Origin of the sequence: Roseomonas sp. HF4, from assembly GCF_005222755.1 — a bacterium.
GTDB lineage: Bacteria > Pseudomonadota > Alphaproteobacteria > Acetobacterales > Acetobacteraceae > Neoroseomonas.
Map to the genome: position 1 here is coordinate 32,806 of NZ_STGD01000003.1, position 17,724 is coordinate 50,529.

A 17,724-nucleotide genomic window follows, 5' to 3' on the forward strand; every position below is an offset into this window, starting at 1 on the left:
AACCTCCCGCGTCGGAAAGGCGCGTGATATAGGCCGCGCGTGCAGATCCTCTTCATCACCTCGACCCGGATCGGCGATGCCGTGCTGTCCACCGGCCTCATCGACCACCTGCTGCGCGAGCACCCCGACGCCCGCTTCACGGTCGCCTGCGGCCGCGTGGCCGAGGGCCTGTTCCGCCGCATGCCGGGGCTGGAGCGACTGATCCCGATCGAGAAGAAGCGCTGGGGGCTGCATTGGCCCGCTCTCTGGGCGCAGGTCGCGTTCCGCCGCTGGGACCTGGTGGTGGACCTGCGCGGCTCGGCCATCGCCTGGATGCTCTGGGCGCGGCGGCGCGGCGTGATGCGCGGTGGACGGCGGCCCGGCCACCGGCTGCTGCACATCGCGGAGACGCTGGGCGTTAGCCCTGCGCCGCGTCCGGTCGCGTGGTTCGGGCCGGACGACGCCGCGCGGGCCGAGGCGCTGCTGCCCGGCCCCCGCCCCGTGCTGGCGCTCGGCCCGACGGCGAATTGGCCGCGCAAGGTCTGGCCGGCGGATCGCTTCATCCACCTGGCGCAGGCGCTGACCGGCCCCGGCGGCGTGCTGGAAGGGGCGCGCATCGCGGTGCTCGGCGGCCCGGGGGAGCAGGAACGCGCCATGGCCGCCCCGGTGCTGGCGGCGCTGCCCGGGGCGGCGGACCTGGTTGGCGTGCTCGACCTGCCGGAGGCGGCGGCGGTCCTGGCGCGGAGCAGCCTCTTCGTCGGCAATGATTCAGGGCTGATGCACCTCTCGGCCGCCACCGGCACGCCGACCATCGGCCTGTTCGGCCCGACGCCCGCCTCGGAATACGCGCCGGTCGGGCTCAGGGCGCTGGCCGTGCTGGCCAAGGGGCCGCCGGGTGCGGCGCCGATGGGCGCGCTGACCGCGACGCGGGTGGCTGAGGCCGCCGCCGCATTGCTCGCCCGTCCGGACCCGGTCGAACTGGGCGAGGTGGCGGCATGACCGACGCGCCGAGCCTCTCCGCCCTCATCGTCGCCCGCAACGAGGAGGAGCGGCTGCCCGACTGCCTCGCCTCCTGCGCCTTCGCCGACGAGATCGTGGTCGTTCTCGACCGCACCACCGACCGCAGCGCCGAGATCGCCCGCGCCGCCGGCGCCCGCGTCATCGAGGGTGCCTGGGAACTGGAGGGCGACCGCCGCAACACCGGCATCGACGCCTGCACCGGCGACTGGATCCTGGAGGTGGACGCCGACGAGCGGGTGGAGCCGCCGCTGGCCAAGGCGGTGCGCCGGACCATCGCCACCAGCAACCACGCCTGGCACCAGGTGCCGGTCGACAACTACGTGGCCGGGAAACTCATCCGCCACGGCTGGGCGGGGTCCTTCGGGACGTCGTCGGTGCCGCGGCTGTTCCGCAGGGGCACCAAGCGCTGGGGCCGGCAGCGCGTGCATCCCGCCCTGGAATGGACCGGCAGCCAGGGGCCGAAGATCACCCAGGGCGCGCTCGAGCATCATGTCGACCGGAACCTGTCCGACATGCTGCGTCGGCTCGACAGCTATTCCAGCGCCAAGGCGGCCGACCTGATCGCGAGCGGGGACATCGGCACGCTGCGTGGCAACCTCCGCCGCTTCGTCAGCCGCGCCTTCAAGGCCTATGTCAGCCGCAAGGGCTACAAGGAAGGCGCCTGGGGCGTGATGATCGCCTTCTGCGCGGCGTCGTTCCCGCTGCTCTCCTACCTCAAGGCGCGGCTCGAGCCCGAGCGGCACGGCGGGAAGCCCGGGTGAACCCCGACCCGCGCGCGCTCGGCCCGGTCATGCAGGTGGTGGCCGGCGCCCGGCACGGCGGCGCCGAGACCTTCACCGCCGACCTGTTCGTCGCGCTGCACGAGGCGGGGCTTCGCCAGGTGATCGTGACGCGGCCCTGGCCCGAGCGCGTCGCGCGGCTGCGCGACGCGGGCCTCACGGTCATCGAGGAACGCCTCGCCTTCGCGCTGCCGCCGCCGCTCGGCCGCTGGCGGCTCGCGCGCATCATCGCGCGGGAAAAGCCGGCGCTGGTCGCGGCCTACATGGGCCGCGCGGCCCGCATCGCGCCCGAGGGCGCGATCGGGTGGTTCGGCGGCTACTACGACCTCAAGCGCTACCGCGCCTGCCGGCATCTCGTGGCCATCACGCCGCACATGCAGGGCGACATGCTGGCGCGCGGCGCCGATCCCTCGACCCTGTCGCTGATCCCGACCTTCGCGCAGCTCGAGGATGCGCCCGCCCTGCCGCGCGACATCTTCGGCACGCCGCCGGGCGCGCGGATCGTGCTCTGCCTCGCGCGGCTGCATCCGAAGAAGGGACTCGACACGCTTCTGGCCGCCGTCGCGGCGCTGCCGGAGGACGTGCATCTCTGGCTGGCGGGGGAGGGGGAGCTCGACGCCGCGCTCCGCCATCAGGCGGCCGCGCTCGGCATCGCGGCGCGCGTGCACCTGCTGGGCTGGCGGGACGACCGGGGGGCGCTGCTGCGGGCTGCGGACGTGCTCGCCGTGCCGTCGCGCTACGAGCCCTTCGGTACCGTGGTGATCGAGGGCTGGGCGGCGGGCGTGCCGGTCGTCGCCGCCGCAGCGACAGGCCCTGCCGCCACCATCGCGGACGGGCGGGACGGCCTGGTCGTGCCGGTGGACGACGCGCCCGCCCTGGCTGCCGCGCTCGGCCGCGTGCTGGCCGATGGCGCGCTGGCCCGGGCGCTCGCGGCGGAAGCCGCGGTGCAGCTCGAGGCGCGCTATTCGCGACGCGCCGTCGTCGCGGCCTGGATCGACCTGGTCGCGCGCCTTCAGCCCGGCTGATCGCGCCGCGGCGAAAGGCCCGGCAACGCCGCCGCGACCAGCAGCGCGAAGCCGATCCACCATTCCTGCCAGAGCCCGTAGGAGAGCATCCCCGTCACCGCGCCGGCCGCGAGCGCGCCGACCGCGCCGGCGCCGTGCCGCGCCGCCGCCAGGCCGAGCGCGAGCGCAAGCCACAGCGCCAGCACCGCCCCCGCGGCTCCGAGGTCGAGCCAGACCTGAAGCGCCGCATTGTGCGGATGCAGCGGCAGGCGCTGCGGCTGCGGCCGGGCGAACCAGGCGCGGGACGCCTCCGAGGTCAGGCCGAAGCGGTCGAGCGTTGCGATGTCGAACAGGTCCCGCCCGCCGGGGATGGTGCGCGACGCCTCGGCGCCCCAGCCGAACCAGGGCTTCTCGGCGATGCGCTCGGCGGCGAAGTCCCAGATCAGGATGCGGTGCGCGGCGCTGGGCGGCACGCCGTCGAGCGCCGGCAGGCGAGGCAGGGCCAGCGCCAGGACCAGCGGCGCCGCCAGCACCGCCGCGCCGATCCCCCCGCCCACCAGCAGGCCGAGGCGCGGGCCGGCCAGCCGCGCCAGCGCGAACACCGCGACGCCCAGCACCGCGCTGATCCGCGCCGATTCCGCCGGCACCATCAGCGCCGCGCCGATCCCCGCCGCCACCAGCGCCGCCCGCGCCGCCCAGGGCACGCCCGGCAGCGCGGCGGCCAGCGGCAGCAGCACGGCGATCACCGAGACCGCCGGCTTCAGCCCGAAGACCAGTTCCGGCGGCGCGGTGGCAAGGCCGCGCACCGTCGCGCGGATGGCGTGTCCGCTCAGCATGTCGGCGGCGGTCAGGCCCGCGGCCAAGGCCAGCCCGAGCAGCAGCGCGCGCGGCAGCAGGCGCGGCGCCGCCGGGTCCTCGGCCGCGACGCGCGCCGCCGCCGCGCCGAGCAGCACGAAGCCGGCGAATTTCATGCCCGTGATCGCGCTCCGCGCTGGGTCGAGCGCCCAGGCGGCGCCGGCCACGGCCAGGGCCGCGGTGGCGAGAAGGGGCAGCACCGGGCCGTCAAGTTGCGGCCATGGCCAGGCGCCGCGTGCGCGCCGGTGCGCCACAACTGCGGCGGCCAGCCCTATCGCGCTGGCCGCCGCGATGCCGCGGAACTGCAGCACGCCGATGACGGGCACGAGGATGAGGAGGATGGCGACGGGCAGGCTCGGGGCCTGCGCGGCCTTCACGTCGGTGGTCACGGCTATTCCCGCGGCAGGGGTCGCCGTGGAAGCATGGCGGTCCGGGCCTGTCCAGGGCGACCGAGGAGATCGCGCCATGGCTCCGCACCGCATCCTGCCGCTGCTGGCCCTGCTGCTGCCCTGGCCGGCCGCCGCGCAATCCGGCGCCGAGGCTTTCGCACGGGGCTGCGGCGGCGGCTGCCACACGTCCGAGGCGCGGGTGCTGCGCGCCGTCCCGCGCCTGCCCGAGGCGGAGCGCCGGGCCTGGATCGCCGCCTTCATGGACCGCCATCCCTGTCATTGCGACGACGCCAAGCCGGCGATCCTGGACTACCTGACGGAGCGCACCCGGCGCTGATGCGCGGGCGCTTCCCGCACGGGCGGAAAAGCCGCACACCGGGGCGGCCACCAGCAAGGGAGCGCCCCGAGTCGCCATGGCCCGCGACAAGACCCGCTTCGTCTGCCAGGCCTGCGGCGCCGTCCACCCGAAGTGGCAGGGCCGCTGCGAAGCCTGCGGCGAATGGAACACGCTGGCCGAGGAAGCCCCGGCGCCGCGCGGCCCCGGCCCCGCCGCCAAGGCCGGCGGTGGGCGGCGCGTGGAATTCGTGGGGCTGAAGGGCAGCAGCGCGCCGCCGCCCCGCATCCCGACCGGCATTGCTGAACTCGACCGCGTGCTGGGCGGCGGGCTGGTCGCGGCCTCGGCGGTGCTGGTCGGCGGCGATCCGGGGATCGGCAAGTCCACCATCCTGCTGCAGGCGGCCGCGCGCGTGGCCTCGGCCGGGCGGCGCGTGCTCTACATCTCGGGCGAGGAAGCGGTCGAGCAGGTGCGGCTGCGCGCCGCCCGGCTCGGGCTGACGGACAGCCCGATGGCGCTGGCGGCGGCGACGGCGCTGCGCGACATCGTCGCCAGCCTGGAGCAGGAGGCCGACGCGGCGCTGGTCGTGATCGACAGCATCCAGACGGTCTGGCTCGACGCGCTCGATTCCGCGCCCGGGACGGTGGCGCAGGTGCGCGCCTGCGCGGCGGAGCTGATCCGGCTGGCCAAGGCGCGCGGCTTCGCGATCGTGCTGGTCGGGCACGTGACGAAGGAAGGGACGCTCGCCGGCCCCCGGGTGCTGGAGCACATGGTGGATGCCACGCTCTATTTCGAAGGCGACCGCGGCCATCAGTTCCGCATCCTGCGCGCCGTCAAGAACCGCTTCGGCGCGACCGACGAGATAGGCGTCTTCGAGATGACGGGGACGGGGCTGATGGAGGTCGCCAACCCCTCGGCCCTGTTCCTGGCGGAACGCCGGGGCAATGTCTCGGGCAGCGCGGTCTTCGCGGGGATCGAGGGCACGCGCCCGGTGCTGGTCGAGATCCAGGCGCTGCTGTCCCCCAGTTCGGGCGGCACGCCGCGGCGGCAGGTGGTGGGGTGGGATTCCGGGCGGCTGTCGATGCTGCTCGCGGTGTTGGAGTCACGCTGCGGGCTCACGCTCGGGCAGAACGACGTCTACCTGAACATCGCCGGCGGCCTGCGCATCACGGAACCCGCCGCGGACCTCGCCGTGGCCGCGGCGCTGGTCTCGGCCGCGACCGACCGGCCGACCGACGCCGGCGCGGTCTATTTCGGTGAGGTCGGGCTGTCCGGGGAGGTGCGGCAGGTGTCACAGGCCGAGGCGCGGCTGCGGGAAGCCGCCAAGCTCGGCTTCGCGGCGGCGACGCTGCCGCGGCGCGTGGCGCGCGGCGCCAAGCCCGCCGCGCCCCCCGCGGGCATGGCGCTGCACGAGACCGGGCACCTCGCGGACCTCGTCGCGGTTTTCGCCGAGAAGTCGGTCAAGGCGCGGCCGCCGGGGCCGTGACGCGGCGGGAGGCCGCCGCTATAGGGAGGCCATGACCTGGGTAGACGGCGCCGTTGCGGCGGTGGTGCTGGTTTCGGCGGGCATCGCATTCTTTCGTGGCCTGGTGCGGGAAGTCCTGAGCCTTGGCGCCTGGCTGGGCGCGGCGGCGGCGGGCTTCTTCGCGCGGCCCTATCTGCTGCCCTACACGCAGGGGCTGATCGACCCGCCCTGGATCGCCGATGTGGCGGGCGCGGGCGTCGTGTTCCTGGTGGCGCTGATCGTCCTCAAGCTGCTGAGCAACCTGCTCGCGGACTACGTGCAGGAATCGTCGCTTGGCGGCGTCGACCGCGTGCTCGGCCTGCTGTTCGGCGCGGCACGGGGTGCGGTGGTGCTGGTGGCTGCCTATATCATGGCCGGGATGTTCGCCCCCGAGACCGGCGCCTGGCCCGATGCCGTGAAGCAGGCGCGCAGCCTTCCCTTCGTCGCCTCCGGCGCGCGCGCCGTGGTCGAGCGGGTGCCCGCCGAGTATCGCCCGCGCCTGGTGGAGCCGCCCGCGCCGCCCGGCCCCAGTGTCGACGACCTGCTGCGCCCGCCCGCGCGCACGAATTGAGGACCGCCATGGACCCGACCCACCAGCTGGACGACGACAAGCCGCATGAGGAATGCGGCGTGTTCGGCGTCTGGAACGGCGGCGACGCCGCGGCGCTCACCGCGCTCGGCCTGCATGCGCTGCAGCATCGCGGCCAGGAGGCCGCCGGCATCGTCACGCTGGACGAAAGCGGGCTGTTCCACGCCCACAAGGGCCTCGGGCTCGTCGGCGACAATTTCGGGGAGGCGAAGATCATCGCCTCGCTTCGCGGCGGCGCGGCGGTCGGGCACAACCGCTACGCCACGACCGGGGAGACGGCGCTGCGCAACGTGCAGCCGCTCTACGCCGATTTCGAGTTCGGCGGCTTCGCGGTGGCGCACAACGGCAACCTGACGAATTCGCACGTGCTGAAACGTGCATTGGTTCGACGCGGCTGCCTGTTCCAGAGCACGACGGACAGCGAGGTGTTCATCCACCTCATCGCCATCAGCCTCTATTCCACGGTGCTCGACCGGCTGATCGACGCGCTGAAGCAGGTGCAGGGCGCCTATTCGCTGGTGGCGCTGCACAACGGCGCGCTGATCGGCGCGCGCGACCCGCTGGGCGTGCGTCCGCTCGTGCTCGGCCGGCTGGTCAATGGCGGCTACGTCCTGGCGTCCGAGACCTGTGCGCTGGATATCGTCAGCGCCGAGTTCGTGCGCGACATCGAGGCGGGCGAGATCGTCGTCATCGACGACAGCGGCGTGCGCAGCGTGAAGCCATTCGGCCGCAGCGAGGGCCGCTTCTGCATCTTCGAGTACATCTATTTCGCGCGGCCGGATTCGGTCATGGAAGGCACGCCCGTCTACGACACGCGCAAGCGGATCGGCGCCGAACTCGCACGCGAATCCGGCGTGGTGGCCGATGTGGTGGTTCCCGTGCCCGATTCCGGCGTGCCGGCCGCCATGGGCTACGCGGCGGAAGCGGGCATCCCGTTCGAGCTCGGCATCATCCGCAACCACTATGTCGGGCGCACCTTCATCGAGCCGACCGACCAGATCCGCCATCTCGGCGTGAAGCTGAAGCATTCGGCCAACAAGCCGATCCTGGAGGGGCGGCGGGTCATCCTGGTGGACGATTCGATCGTCCGCGGCACGACCAGCCGCAAGATCGTCGAGATGGTCCGCCAGGCCGGCGCGAAGGAGGTGCACATGCGCATCTCCTCCCCGCCCACCACGCATTCCTGCTACTATGGCATCGACACCCCGGAACGCGCGGAACTCATGGCGGCCAAGCACGACGTGGCCGAGATGGCGCGCATCATCGGCGTGGACAGCCTCGCCTTCATCTCGCTCGACGGGCTCTACCGCGCGCTCGGCCAGCCGGGGCGCGATGCCGCGAAGCCGCAATACTGCGATGCCTGCTTCACGGGCGACTACGCCATCCCGCTGACGGACTGGCGGGACAATTCGGACCGGCAGCTCTCGCTGCTGCAACCCGCAGGGCAGTAGCCGAGGGGAGAAGGGAACTTCTCCCCCCGCACCCCCCTCAACCTTCTTTGACACCTGGCGCCGCCCCCCGGGACCGGCGCCAGGTGTCAAAGAAGGGCGGGGGATCGGGGAGGTTCCCCTCCCCCGACCTTCCTTCAGGATTCCTCCCCGATGACCGACCTCACCGATTACGTCGCCCTCATCACCGGCGCCTCGCGCGGCATCGGCGCCGCCCTCGCGGTCGAACTCGCCCGCCGTGGCGCGCAATGCGTGCTGGTCGCCCGCACCCAGGGCGGGCTCGAGGAGACCGACGACGCGATCCGCGCCGCCGGCGGCAAGCCGGCCACGCTGCTCGTGCTCGACCTCGTGAAGCAGGCCGACCGGATCGACATGATCGGCCCCTCGGTCGTCGAGCGCTTCGGCCGCCTAGACATTCTCGTCCACAATGCCGGCGCGCTCGGCACGCTGACGCCGGTCTCGCACATCACGCCGAAGGACTGGGGCGACGTGGTCGGCGTGAACCTGACCGCGGCCTGGCGCCTGATCCGCACCGCCGAGCCGCCGCTCCGCCATGCGCCGGCGGGCCGCGCGGTGTTCCTGACCAGCGGGCGGGTGCAGCACCCGCGCGCCTATTGGGGCGCCTATGGCGCGACCAAGGCGGGCATGGAGCACCTCGTGCTGACCTGGGCGCAGGAGGTCGAGGGCAGTCCGATCCGCGCCAACCTGGTCGATCCCGGCCTCGTGGCGACGCAGATGCGCGCCCAGGCGATGCCGGGGGAGGACCCCTCAACGCTGCCCGGCCCCGCCGAGGTCGCCCCCGCCATCGCCGCCCTCTGCGGCCCGGGGGAGGAACGGCACGGCGCGACCATCCGGCTGGGCTGAGGCCGGCCGCGCGATCGCCGCCGCGGCGGCCGCGGCGGCGGTGGTGCCGGCGCCCGGCCCCGGCGGCAAGGGCGCGGGCTCGATGACCGGGACCGGCGGGCTGCCACGGGCTGCGGGGGTTTGTGCCGCCGCGGGACGGGCGCGCGCCGCCGGCCGCGGGGCGGGCTCGGGACGCGCGGTGGGCGGCGGTGTCTCGGCCGGCAGCGGCGCGGCCGGGGCGATCACCGCGACGGGCGTGACGGGTTCTGCCGCCGGCGCGGTCTCGGGTGGCGTCGCGGCGCGCAGCAACCGCCGCGGCCAGCCGATCCTCAGATTCTCCTGCGCCTCGGTCAGGGTGGCCGGCCCGTCGGCGACGCCGCGGTATGGCGGCCAGGCGGCCGGCGGCACCGTCCAGCAATCCACGGCGCCGAGGCTCCGCGTGCAGACCGGTTGGGGCGGCGGCGGCAGGTTGGGGTCGCAATAGGCCTCGCCACGGCCGATCCGGGTGATCGAGCAATCCTCGCCGGTCACGAGCGAGACGATCGCATCCCCCGTGGTGCGTCCGAAGGCGCGCAGCGCCACCCCCTCGACCACTGCGGCCCCGGCCAGCAGGGGCGCCCCGGGGGCGCCGACCGCCCCGCACCCCGGCAGGATCGCAAGAAGCAGCAGGATAAGGCCTCGCATGGCGGCAGATGAGCCCCGCCGGGCTTAACGCCCCGCCAACGGGGCTGTATGGTCCGGCCCCTTTCCGGCCGCGACCGCGCCGGCCCGCACAACCAGGGGTGCCGCATTTGCCCGACATCTTCGACGAGGTGGAGGAGGATCTCCGCGCCGAACGCGCCCGACGGATGTGGCAGCGCTTCGGCACGCCCATCATCGGCGCGGCGCTGCTGTTCGTCGCGGGCCTCGCCGGCTGGCAGGGCTGGCAATGGTACGAGACGCGGAACCGCGAGGCCGCCGCCGCCGCCTTCATGGCCGCCCATCGCGCCGCCGAGGCCGAGGGTGCCGACCTGCCCGCCATCGCGTCGCGCTTCGAGGCGCTGGCCGCCGAGGGCCCCTCGGGCTACCGCACCGTCGCGCTGCTGCGCGCCGCCGCGCTCAAGGCCCATACGGGGGATCGCGAAGCGGCGCTCGCGATGTACGACCGCATCGCGGCCGACACCTCCGTCGATGCGCTTTACCGCGACCTCGCCTCGCTGATGTGGGTGCTGCGCGCGCTCGACACCGCCGACCCCGCGGTGCTCGCCGCGCGCGTCGCGCCGCTGGCGCGGCCCGATGGGCCCTGGAGCGCCTCGGCGCGGGAGTTGGCCGCGCTCGTCGCGATCCGCGCCGGCCAGCGGGATGAGGCGCGCCGCGCGCTGGAGGCGCTCGCCGCCGACGTGACCGCGCCGCGCAGCATCCGCGACCGAGCGGGGCGCATCGCCTCGGGGCTGGCGGGCTGATGGCCGGCCGCCTCACGCGCCGCGCCGCGCTGCTCGGCACCGCCGGGCTGCTCGCGGGCTGCGAGACCATCGACAACATCTTCGGGGAGAAGCGCCCGCCCTTCCCGGGCGAGCGCCTGCCCGTCGTGACCGTGCCCGAGCGCACGCTCGAAGCCGATGCGGCGGCCCAGGGCCTGACGGTCGTGCTGCCGCCGCCCAGCCCACGCGCCGACTGGCCCCAGGCCGGCGGGGACGCCGCCCATGCCGGCGGCCACCCGGCGCTCGGCGCGACGCTCGCCCAGTCCTGGCGGAGCGGCTTCGGCAGCGGCACGGGCTACCGGCAGCGGCTTCTCTCGGGCCCCGTCGCAGGGGGCGGCAGCGCCTATGTGGCGGATGCCTTCGGGAGCGTCTCGGCCTTCGACCTGGCGTCGGGCGGTCGTCGCTGGCGCATGGATTCGCGACGGGAGGGCGATCGCACCGGCGCGCTCGGCGCGGGCCTGGCGCTTGGCGGCGAGACGCTGTTCGTCTCGACCGGGCTTGCGGAACTGCTGGCGCTGAACGTGGCGGACGGCAGCGTGCGCTGGCGCGTCGACCTGCCGGCGCCCGCGCGCGGCGCGCCGACCGTCGCGGACGGCCGCGTCCTCGTGCCGACCGTCTCCAGCCAGTTGATCGCCCATGCCGTCGACGACGGCCGGCGGCTCTGGACGCATCGCGCGGCCGCCGTCACGACGCTGCCGCTCGGCCTGCCCGCCCCGGCAGTGGAGGGCGACACGGTCGTGGCCGGCTTCCCGTCCGGCGAATTGTTCGCGCTCCGCGCCAGCGACGGCCGCGTGCTCTGGAGCGAGAGCCTGGCGATGCAGGGCAGCATCACGCTGGCCGACATCTCGGGCGTGCGGGCCGCGCCCGTCATCAGCGGCGGGCGCGTCGTGGCGATCGGCGTGGGCGGGCTCGGGATCTGCGTGGACCTCCGCTCGGGCCGCCGGCTCTGGGAACAGGAGACGGCGGGCACGGAAGCCCCCTGGGTCGCCGGGGAGTGGGTGTTCCTGACCAATGATTCCGGCCAGGTCGCGGCCATCGCGCGGGACAGCGGGCAGGTGCGCTGGGCGACCTCGCTCCGCCCGGCGCCGCGCGGCAGCCGGCCGGCGGAACGGATCGCCCTCTCGGCCCCCCTGCTGGCGGGCGGGCGGCTGCTGGTCGGCACCAGCCGGGCGGAACTCGTCTCGATCGACCCCGGCAGCGGCGCCGTCACCGGGCGCACATCGCTGCCCGGCGCGCTGACGCTGCAGCCGATCGTGGCGGGCAACCTGCTGCTGGCGGCGACCGACGACGCGACTCTGCTCGCCTTCGCCGGCGGCGGCTGACCGCGCCCCTGCCATGACCCCCCGGATCGTCATCCTCGGCCGGCCGAATGTCGGCAAGTCCACGCTGTTCAACCGCCTGGCGCAGCGGCGGATCGCGATCGTGGACGACACGCCGGGGGTGACGCGCGACCGCAAGGACACCCCGGCCCTGATCGGCGGGTGGGATGTGCTGCTGGTGGACACGGCGGGGCTCGAGGAAGCGCCGCCCGATACCGTGGCCGGCCGCATGCGCGCGAGTTCCGAGGCCGCGCTGCGCGCCGCCGACCTCGTGCTGTTCGTGGTCGATGCGCGCAGCGGCCTGACGCCGGCCGACCGCGCCTTCGCCGCCTGGCTGCGGCGCGCCTCGGTGCCCGTGCTGCTGGTATCGAACAAGGCCGAGGGCCGCGGCGGCGCGGCAGCGGCGATGGAGGCCTTCGAGCTCGGCCTCGGCACGCCGATCGCGGTCAGCGCCGAGCACAATGAAGGCCTGGGCGCGCTGCACGAGGCGGTCGCCGAGGCGCTCGGCAAGGCGCCCGAGGAGGATGAGGAGGAAGCCGCCGCGGCGGACCCCGACCGGCCGCTGCGCCTCGCCATCGTCGGCCGCCCCAATGCCGGCAAGTCCACGCTGCTCAACGCCCTGATCGGCGAGGAGCGCATGATCACGGGCCCCGAGCCCGGGCTCACGCGCGATGCCGTCGCGGTCGAATGGCGCGACGCGACCGGCGGCCGCGTGCGCCTGGTGGACACCGCGGGGATGCGCAAGAAGGCCCGCATCGCGGAGCGGCTGGAGCAGATGTCGGTCGCCTCCACCCTCGGCGCGCTGAAGGAGGCCGAGGTCGTCATCCTGGTGGTGGACGCGCTGCTCGGCATGGACGAGCAGGACCTTCGCATCGCCCGTCTGGCCGAGCGCGAGGGCCGCGGCGTCGTCATCGCCTTCAACAAGTGGGACGCGGTCGAGGACCGCGCCGCCTGCCGCAGGCGGCTCGACGACGTGCTGACCGCGTCGCTGGCGCAGCTGCGGGGCATTCCGGTCGTGCCGCTCTCGGCGCAGACGGGCCGCGGGGTGGACAAGCTGATGCCCGCCGTGCGCGCGGCCCATGCGCTGTGGAACCGGCGCATCGGCACGGGCGAGCTGAACCGCTGGCTCGAGGGCGCGCTGTCGCGCCACCCGCCGCCGGCCGTCAACGGCCGTCGCGTGAAGCTGCGCTATGCCACCATGCCCAAGGCCCGCCCGCCGACGATCGCGGTGTTCGGCACCCGCGCCGAGGACCTGCCCGAGGATTACCGCCGCTACCTCGTGAACGGCTTCCGTGAGGCCTTCGCCATGCCCGGCGTGCCGATCCGGCTGCAGATGCGCGGCACGAAGAACCCCTACGCCGAGGAAGCCTAGCGCGGGCATGGGGCGTATGGCGCGACCGCGTTTACCAATTGGTTGAATATCTTGCCGCAATCTCCCGCGTGACGGAGAGTATTGCCATGTCCGACCACGCCCCTGCCTCGCCCATCGATCCCGGTGGGTCCCTGATCGACCGCATCACCGCGCGGCGCGTCATCCTGGAGCGAATCGAGGATGTCGGGCGCGGCCTGGCGGATGCCTCGGGCCGGATGGCCGGTCTCGAGGCGGGGCTCGAGGCGCTCGGGTCGCGGCAGGACCCGCAGGCGCCGATCGAGGATCGCCTGGCGAAGCTCGGCGCGCGCATCGCCGCGATGGCCGGGCAACTCGACGCCGTGGAACGCTGGGCCGAGACGGAATCGCTGGCCGCGACGGAACGCTTCGTGCAGCTGGAAATCATGCTGGCCGGGCTGCTCGAGCGGGCGCAGGAGACCGCGTCCGGCCGGATGGACGCGGCGCTGGCCGAGTTCCGGGGCGAGGTCACCGCCGCCCTGGCCGGCATCCGGGCCGAGGTGGCCGCGCCCCCGGCCGTGCGCCCGGCGCCGCCGGACCGGCAGCCCTATGTCACGACGGCCGAGCTCCTCGCGATGGGGCGCGTGGAGGCCGAGGCCGCGATGCGCGCACGCTGCATGGTGGTGCCGGTCGACGCCACGACGGCGCTCTGCCGCATCCTCGGCCGCTACAAGATGTACGTGGACCGTCGCGATATCGGCTTCGCGCCGCACCTGATGTTCGAAGGCTTCTGGGAATTCTGGCTGACCGAGTTCATGTGGCGCAACGTCCGGCCGGGCCAGGTCGCGCTCGATGTCGGGGCGAACCATGGATACTACAGTCTGGTGCTGGCCGACCTCGTGGGTGCCGCGGGCCGCGTGCATGCCTTCGAGCCCAATCCGCGGCTGCTCGACCTGCTGGAGCGCACCGTCGCCCTGAACGGCTTCTGGCACCTCGTGGGCTTGCATGGCGTAGCCGTCGCGGACCTCCCCGGCCCGCCCATGGCCTTCGTCGCGACCGAGGCCGAGCCCAAGAACGGCCGCCTGCTGATGCCCGGCGAGGCCGTGCCGGACGGGCCCGGCACGATCCGCACCGACGTGCCCGTCCTGTCGCTCGACGAGGCAGCGCCCGGCGCGGTCGACTTCGTGAAGATCGATGTCGAGGGCGCGGAGGAGCTGGTCTGGCACGGCATGCAGGGCCTGATCGCGCGCAGCCCGGGGATCCGCATCGTGATGGAGTTCAATCCCGGTCGGTGCCGCACCCCGCGCGAGACGCTGGAGGGGATCGCGGCGCGCTTCCCGCTGCGCGAGATCGGCTTCGACGCCCGCGCCTGCCCCTGCACCGTGGACGACGTGCTGTCCCGGTCCGAGGACACGCTGCTCTACCTGTCGGACCACGACCCGGCATGACGGCCGTGGGCTTGTCCGGCCTGCGCGACCGCGCGCAACATCCCGGGCCGGCCCGGCTGCGGGCCGGGAGGTGAGGCGATGATCTGGTCCCCCGCGCGCGGCTTCTGCTTCGTCCATGTGTCCAAGACCGGCGGCACCTCGGTCGAGGCCGCCTACATCCCGCATGTCCGCTTCGGCGACGTCATCCTGGCCGCACTGCCGGACGGCATCGACCGCTGGTACGGGCGCACGCTGGCCGTCGGCAAGCACACGCCGGCGCGGCGCCTGCGGCTGCTCGCCGGGCGCGCGACGTGGGAGCGCACGCTCTCGGTCGCGGTGCTGCGCGACCCGGTGGAGCGCATGGTGTCCTTCTATCGCTGGATCCAGTCCTACGACCATCCCGGCGAGCGCGAGCGCGAACTGCACGGCATCAAGGATTTCGGCGCCTTCGCGGAGAAGGTCTGCACCTTCTTCCTGCACCAGGCCGACATGGTGACCGACCCGCGGAGCGGCGAGGTGATCGTGACCCACCTGATCCCCTTCCGCCGCCTGTCGGAAGGTTGGGGCGGCGTCGCCGCGCGGCTCGGGATCGAGGCGGCGCTGCCGCATGTGAACGCCTCCTCCACCCGCATCGCCGTCGAGGTGAGCCCGGCAGCGCGCGCCATGCTGGAGCGTGTCTTCGCCCGCGACGCCGCGCTGCATGCCGCCGCCGAGCGCGACTTCGCGCCGCTTGCGGCCATGGGCGAGCGCGCGGCCTGATGATCTGGTCGCCCGCCCGCAACTTCTGCTTCGTGCACGTGCCCAAGACCGGTGGCACGGCGGTCGAGCAGGCCTACAAGCCGCACCTGCGCTTCGGCGACGTGGTGCTGGCCGCATGGCGGCGCAGCCTCGACACTTGGTATGCCGAGGTGCTGAACACCGGCAAGCATTCCTCTGCCGCCCATATTGCCGAACAGGTCGGGGAGGAGCGGTTCCGCCACGTCCTGTCCTTCGCGATCCTGCGCGACCCGCTCGACCGGCTGGTGTCCTACTTCCGCTGGATCCAGAGCTACGAGCACCCGGGCGAGCTCGAGCGCTGGCTGCGCTCCCACCGCAGCTTTGAGGATTTCGTCGAGCCGGCGGCGGAGCACTTCGCGCCGCAGGCGGACCTTGTCTGCGAACCGGGGACGTTGCGGCCGATGGTGACGGTGCTGGCGCCCTATCCGCGCCTTGCCGAGGCCTGGGCCGGGATCGGCCGGCGGCTCGGCATCGCGGGCGCGCTGCCGGTGGCGAACGCGTCCTTCAACATCCCGGTCGAAGTGAGCGACCGCGCCAGGGGCCTCGTGGCCCGGCGCTACGCGCGGGACGCCGAACTCTACGCCCGCACCGGGGCGCGCTGGGAAGCGACCCAGGCCGCCCGGCCGCCGGCCTGATCGAGCGCGGCCACATGCCTGCCACGGGCGGCAGGCATGAAGGCGGTCCGTTCACCTCGGGACCGAAGGGCGCCCCGCCATGACAGACCTGCTCTTCGCGCTGTCGAAGATCCTTTGGTTCCCCGCGCGTCCGGGGCATTTCGCACTGATCGTGGGCTTCATCGGGCTGGCCCTGCTCTGGCGCGGGCGGCGCGGCGGGCGCTGGCTGGTGCTGGCCTCGCTCGGCTTCTTCCTGATGCTGGTGGCGACGCCCGTGAACCAGTGGATGCTGCTGCCGCTGGAGGACCGCTTCGCTCGGCCCGCCACGCCGCCCGAGCGCGTGGATGGCGTCATCGTGCTGGGCGGCGCCGTCGAGCAGAACATCACCGAGGCGCGCGGCATCCCTTCCCTCAACGGCGCGGGGGAACGCATGACGGAGGGCGTGGTGCTGGCGCGCCGCTACCCCGGCGCGCGCATCGTCTTCACCGGCGGGCAGGGGTCCTTCGCGCATGGCACGCTGACCGAGGCCGATGTCGCCCGCCAACTCTGGACGGCCATGGGGGTCCCGCCGGAGCGCGTGACCTACGAGGACCGCGCACGCAACACGCATGAGAACGCTGTCTTCACCCATCGCCTCGTGCAGCCGAAGCCGGGCGAGGTCTGGCTGCTCGTGACCTCGGCGAGCCACATGCCGCGATCGATGGGCGTTTTCCGCCAGGCCGGCTGGACGGACATCGTGCCCTGGCCGGTCAACTACCGCACGGGGCACAGTTGGCAGGTCTGGTACGACGCGCCCTTTCCCGAACGGCTCGGGCAGTTCGAATGGGCGTTCCGGGAATGGCTCGGGCTCGTTGCCTATTACCTGATGGGCAGGACGCCGAGTGTGCTGCCGGCGCCGTGAGAAGGCGGGGGGAGAAGGGAACTTCTCCCCCCGCACCCCCCTCAACCTTCTTTGGCACCGGCTACCCGACCTCCCAGGTCCGGCGCCAAGTGCCAAAGAAGGGAGGGGGCTCGGGGGAGGTTCTCCTCCCCCGACCTCCCGTCATCGGCGCCGCTCGATCTCCCGCCACCTGGCGACGTTGCGGTTGTGCTCATCGAGCGTGCGCGCGAAGGCGTGCCCGCCCGTGCCGTCCGCCACGAAGAACAGGAACTCGGTCGCTTCCGGCCGCGTCGCCGCGGCCAGCGACGCGCGGCCCGGGCTCGCGATCGGCCCTGGCGGCAGGCCGCGCACACGGTAGGTGTTGAAGGGGTGGTCGCGGTCGAGGTCGGCGCGGCTGATCGGGCGATCCATCGGCGCGCCGCCGGTCGCGGCGTAGGCGACGGTCGGGTCGGATTGCAGCGGCATCCCGCGCCGCAACCGGTTCACGAAGACGCCGGCGACCTTGCCGCGTTCCTCCGCCTTTCCGGTCTCGCGCTCGACGATGGAGGCGAGGATCAGCGCCTCGCGTGCCGAGGCCAGCGGCAGGTCCGGCGCGCGCGCTGCCCAGGCCTCGGCCAGCGCGCGGTCCATCGCCGCGTCGGCGCGGCGGACGATGGCGGCCCGGGTCTCGCCCCATTCGAACAGGTAGGTCTCGGGCAGCAGCGCGCCTTCCTCGATGGCGGGGGTCTCGCCGGCCAGCCCCTCGGTGCGGTCGAGCAGGGCACGGATCTGATGCGCCGTCAGGCCTTCGGGGATGGTCAGGCGACGCTGGACCGGGCGGTCCTCGCGCAGGATGCGCAGCACCTCGGACAGCGGGGCGCCCGCGGGAAATGCGAATTCGGCGGCGCGCAGCGGGCCGGCGCCGCGGGTGAGCCAGGCGGCGATGGCGAAGGCGCGGGCGTCGCGGATGACGCCGCGGTCGAGCAGCGCGCCGGCGATGCGCTCGGTCCCGCCGCGCGGCACCACGACCTGCACGGGCTCGGCGAGCGGCCCCGCTTCGGTCCAGGCCCGATGCGCGACCAGCGCTCCCCCGGCCGCGAAGGCCGCCAGCAGCGCCACAAGGCCAAGGATGCCGGCGCGCAACCGACGGCGCCGCGGGGGCGGCGGCGGTGCCGTCCCGTTCATGCCGGGCCGCGC

18 protein-coding genes are annotated in these 17,724 nt (G+C 74.0%); 15 read left to right on the plus strand and 3 right to left on the minus strand.

Going from position 1 to position 17,724, the window contains the following annotated elements:
- Positions 1 to 39: 39 nt before the first annotated feature.
- From E8M80_RS05735 to E8M80_RS05745, 3 genes are read left to right on the plus strand one after another with little or no spacing between them, the layout of a single operon-like run.
- The gene (locus E8M80_RS05735) at positions 40 to 978 is read left to right on the plus strand and encodes a glycosyltransferase family 9 protein (RefSeq protein ID WP_137124718.1); all 939 of its coding nucleotides are present in this window, start codon (positions 40 to 42) and stop codon (positions 976 to 978) included.
- Positions 975 to 1,760, plus strand: coding sequence for a glycosyltransferase family 2 protein (locus E8M80_RS05740; RefSeq protein ID WP_137124719.1), 786 nt, complete (start codon positions 975 to 977; stop codon positions 1,758 to 1,760). Before E8M80_RS05735 ends, E8M80_RS05740 begins: the two co-directional genes overlap by 4 nt.
- Positions 1,757 to 2,803 carry a glycosyltransferase gene (locus E8M80_RS05745; RefSeq protein ID WP_137124720.1) on the plus strand — a complete coding sequence of 349 codons (1,047 nt, stop codon included), beginning with the start codon at positions 1,757 to 1,759 and terminating at the stop codon, positions 2,801 to 2,803. The genes E8M80_RS05740 and E8M80_RS05745 overlap by 4 nt, the downstream gene beginning before the upstream one ends.
- Here E8M80_RS05745 and E8M80_RS05750 read toward each other — a convergent pair.
- A complete protein-coding gene (locus E8M80_RS05750; RefSeq protein ID WP_170979209.1) occupies positions 2,791 to 4,026 on the minus strand; it encodes an O-antigen ligase family protein in 1,236 nt (411 codons plus the stop codon). The two genes, E8M80_RS05745 and E8M80_RS05750, sit on opposite strands and share 13 nt — an antisense overlap.
- Before the next feature lie 76 nt (positions 4,027 to 4,102).
- Between E8M80_RS05750 and E8M80_RS25760 the strand changes: the two genes are divergently transcribed.
- The 5 genes from E8M80_RS25760 (at position 4,103) to E8M80_RS05770 (ending at position 8,765) form a co-directional block, all read left to right on the plus strand.
- Complete coding sequence (locus E8M80_RS25760) at positions 4,103 to 4,363, plus strand: hypothetical protein (protein WP_170979210.1); 261 nt, start codon at positions 4,103 to 4,105, stop codon at positions 4,361 to 4,363.
- Positions 4,364 to 4,439: 76 nt separating this feature from the next.
- Positions 4,440 to 5,846, plus strand: coding sequence for a DNA repair protein RadA (radA, locus tag E8M80_RS05755; protein ID WP_137124722.1), 1,407 nt, complete (start codon positions 4,440 to 4,442; stop codon positions 5,844 to 5,846).
- Positions 5,847 to 5,877: 31 nt separating this feature from the next.
- Positions 5,878 to 6,435: a CvpA family protein gene (locus tag E8M80_RS05760; RefSeq protein WP_137124723.1), complete on the plus strand. Its 558-nt coding sequence runs from the start codon at positions 5,878 to 5,880 to the stop codon at positions 6,433 to 6,435.
- An 8-nt stretch (positions 6,436 to 6,443) separates the two neighbouring features.
- The gene (gene purF / locus E8M80_RS05765; protein ID WP_137124724.1) at positions 6,444 to 7,904 is read left to right on the plus strand and encodes an amidophosphoribosyltransferase; all 1,461 of its coding nucleotides are present in this window, start codon (positions 6,444 to 6,446) and stop codon (positions 7,902 to 7,904) included.
- Between the two features lie 150 nt (positions 7,905 to 8,054).
- Positions 8,055 to 8,765 carry an SDR family NAD(P)-dependent oxidoreductase gene (locus tag E8M80_RS05770; protein ID WP_137124725.1) on the plus strand — a complete coding sequence of 237 codons (711 nt, stop codon included), beginning with the start codon at positions 8,055 to 8,057 and terminating at the stop codon, positions 8,763 to 8,765.
- On the opposite strand, the gene E8M80_RS05775 is transcribed toward E8M80_RS05770, so the two are convergent.
- Positions 8,670 to 9,428 carry a hypothetical protein gene (locus tag E8M80_RS05775; RefSeq protein ID WP_137124726.1) on the minus strand — a complete coding sequence of 253 codons (759 nt, stop codon included), beginning with the start codon at positions 9,426 to 9,428 and terminating at the stop codon, positions 8,670 to 8,672. The genes E8M80_RS05770 and E8M80_RS05775 overlap by 96 nt on opposite strands.
- A 98-nt stretch (positions 9,429 to 9,526) precedes the next feature.
- Between E8M80_RS05775 and E8M80_RS05780 the strand changes: the two genes are divergently transcribed.
- From E8M80_RS05780 to E8M80_RS05810, 7 genes are all read left to right on the plus strand, one after another.
- Positions 9,527 to 10,186 carry a tetratricopeptide repeat protein gene (locus E8M80_RS05780; protein WP_240789911.1) on the plus strand — a complete coding sequence of 220 codons (660 nt, stop codon included), beginning with the start codon at positions 9,527 to 9,529 and terminating at the stop codon, positions 10,184 to 10,186.
- Entirely contained in the window at positions 10,186 to 11,526 is a 1,341-nt protein-coding gene (locus E8M80_RS05785; protein ID WP_137124728.1) for a PQQ-binding-like beta-propeller repeat protein, read from the plus strand. The genes E8M80_RS05780 and E8M80_RS05785 overlap by 1 nt, the downstream gene beginning before the upstream one ends.
- 13 nt (positions 11,527 to 11,539) lie before the next feature.
- Positions 11,540 to 12,895, plus strand: a complete 1,356-nt coding sequence (gene der, locus E8M80_RS05790) for a ribosome biogenesis GTPase Der (protein WP_137124729.1) — start codon at positions 11,540 to 11,542, stop codon at positions 12,893 to 12,895.
- An 86-nt stretch (positions 12,896 to 12,981) separates the two neighbouring features.
- Positions 12,982 to 14,298, plus strand: a complete 1,317-nt coding sequence (locus E8M80_RS05795) for an FkbM family methyltransferase (protein WP_137124730.1) — start codon at positions 12,982 to 12,984, stop codon at positions 14,296 to 14,298.
- Positions 14,299 to 14,376: 78 nt separating this feature from the next.
- Entirely contained in the window at positions 14,377 to 15,036 is a 660-nt protein-coding gene (locus tag E8M80_RS05800) for a sulfotransferase family 2 domain-containing protein (RefSeq protein WP_137124731.1), read from the plus strand.
- Positions 15,036 to 15,689, plus strand: a complete 654-nt coding sequence (locus tag E8M80_RS05805) for a sulfotransferase family 2 domain-containing protein (RefSeq protein WP_137124732.1) — start codon at positions 15,036 to 15,038, stop codon at positions 15,687 to 15,689. Before E8M80_RS05800 ends, E8M80_RS05805 begins: the two co-directional genes overlap by 1 nt.
- A gap of 79 nt (positions 15,690 to 15,768) precedes the next feature.
- The gene (locus E8M80_RS05810; protein WP_137124733.1) at positions 15,769 to 16,569 is read left to right on the plus strand and encodes a YdcF family protein; all 801 of its coding nucleotides are present in this window, start codon (positions 15,769 to 15,771) and stop codon (positions 16,567 to 16,569) included.
- Positions 16,570 to 16,710: 141 nt separating this feature from the next.
- Here the strand turns inward: E8M80_RS05810 and mltG are convergent, their stop codons facing one another.
- Positions 16,711 to 17,712, minus strand: coding sequence for an endolytic transglycosylase MltG (mltG, locus tag E8M80_RS05815; RefSeq protein ID WP_137124734.1), 1,002 nt, complete (start codon positions 17,710 to 17,712; stop codon positions 16,711 to 16,713).
- Positions 17,713 to 17,724 lie beyond the last annotated feature (12 nt).

Bases quoted from the DNA above. Each gene is read 5' to 3' on its own strand.
- E8M80_RS05740 (WP_137124719.1), top strand. From the start codon at position 975: ATGACCGACGCGCCGAGCCTCTCCGCCCTCATCGTCGCCCGCAACGAG.
- E8M80_RS25760 (WP_170979210.1), top strand. From the start codon at position 4,103: ATGGCTCCGCACCGCATCCTGCCGCTGCTGGCCCTGCTGCTGCCCTGG.
- radA (WP_137124722.1), top strand. From the start codon at position 4,440: ATGGCCCGCGACAAGACCCGCTTCGTCTGCCAGGCCTGCGGCGCCGTC.
- E8M80_RS05760 (WP_137124723.1), top strand. From the start codon at position 5,878: ATGACCTGGGTAGACGGCGCCGTTGCGGCGGTGGTGCTGGTTTCGGCG.
- purF (WP_137124724.1), top strand. From the start codon at position 6,444: ATGGACCCGACCCACCAGCTGGACGACGACAAGCCGCATGAGGAATGC.
- E8M80_RS05770 (WP_137124725.1), top strand. From the start codon at position 8,055: ATGACCGACCTCACCGATTACGTCGCCCTCATCACCGGCGCCTCGCGC.
- E8M80_RS05775 (WP_137124726.1), bottom strand. From the start codon at position 9,428: ATGCGAGGCCTTATCCTGCTGCTTCTTGCGATCCTGCCGGGGTGCGGG.
- E8M80_RS05785 (WP_137124728.1), top strand. From the start codon at position 10,186: ATGGCCGGCCGCCTCACGCGCCGCGCCGCGCTGCTCGGCACCGCCGGG.
- der (WP_137124729.1), top strand. From the start codon at position 11,540: ATGACCCCCCGGATCGTCATCCTCGGCCGGCCGAATGTCGGCAAGTCC.
- E8M80_RS05795 (WP_137124730.1), top strand. From the start codon at position 12,982: ATGTCCGACCACGCCCCTGCCTCGCCCATCGATCCCGGTGGGTCCCTG.
- E8M80_RS05800 (WP_137124731.1), top strand. From the start codon at position 14,377: ATGATCTGGTCCCCCGCGCGCGGCTTCTGCTTCGTCCATGTGTCCAAG.
- E8M80_RS05805 (WP_137124732.1), top strand. From the start codon at position 15,036: ATGATCTGGTCGCCCGCCCGCAACTTCTGCTTCGTGCACGTGCCCAAG.
- E8M80_RS05810 (WP_137124733.1), top strand. From the start codon at position 15,769: ATGACAGACCTGCTCTTCGCGCTGTCGAAGATCCTTTGGTTCCCCGCG.
- mltG (WP_137124734.1), bottom strand. From the start codon at position 17,712: ATGAACGGGACGGCACCGCCGCCGCCCCCGCGGCGCCGTCGGTTGCGC.